The 522-nt window shown below is 70.5% G+C and carries 1 protein-coding gene; it reads left to right on the top strand.

What is annotated here, in order from left to right:
* Window positions 1–377: hypothetical protein (locus tag G4D87_RS38540; RefSeq protein ID WP_240358961.1), on the top strand; the 377-nt coding region annotated here is incomplete at its 5' end.
* Window positions 378–522: the final 145 nt, after the last annotated feature.

Genomic DNA, 522 nt, shown 5'->3' with positions numbered 1-522 from the left:
GCGACAAGGGGAGCAGGGCCACGGCTCAACGGCCGGGGCGCTTTTCCCGGGGGGAGTGGCTCGAGGCCACTGGGGGGGCTTTGGAGGGCATCGTCATTCCGGAGCTGGCCACCTTCGCGGGGGCGAAGCGGGCACAGCTGGCGGTCCTGGCGAATTCAGCCGTGACGGCAGCCATCCAAATCCAGTCGAGGAACGTAACGCGGGTGGCGTCCATGCGCCCGCAGACGTTCGGACGCGCTCAGACGCAGGCACGGCTGCGGGCCCTCTCAAGGCCCGCGGTGCCCTGGGACGCGGCAGGACAGGTGAAGGGGGGGCCTCGGCTCCCCCGGGTGACGGTGCTGGGGGGCACCGGGCACGCACATCTGAAGGGGCCGTAAGCGGTGTAAGGGGGAAGGTTTCACACGCAGCTTCGCTGGAGGGGTACAAGGCCCTCCGGACACACACCAAGGGCGGGTAGGAAGACGGCGCCGCGGGGGCGGCAAAGTCTGTGGATGGGGGACCCGGGGTCACGCTCGCCAGAGG

The sequence above is a fragment of the Myxococcus vastator genome, assembly GCF_010894475.1.
GTDB lineage: Bacteria > Myxococcota > Myxococcia > Myxococcales > Myxococcaceae > Myxococcus > Myxococcus vastator.
The sequence above is the reverse complement of the archived record's forward strand: the minus strand, read 5'-3'. Positions and strand labels throughout refer to the sequence as shown.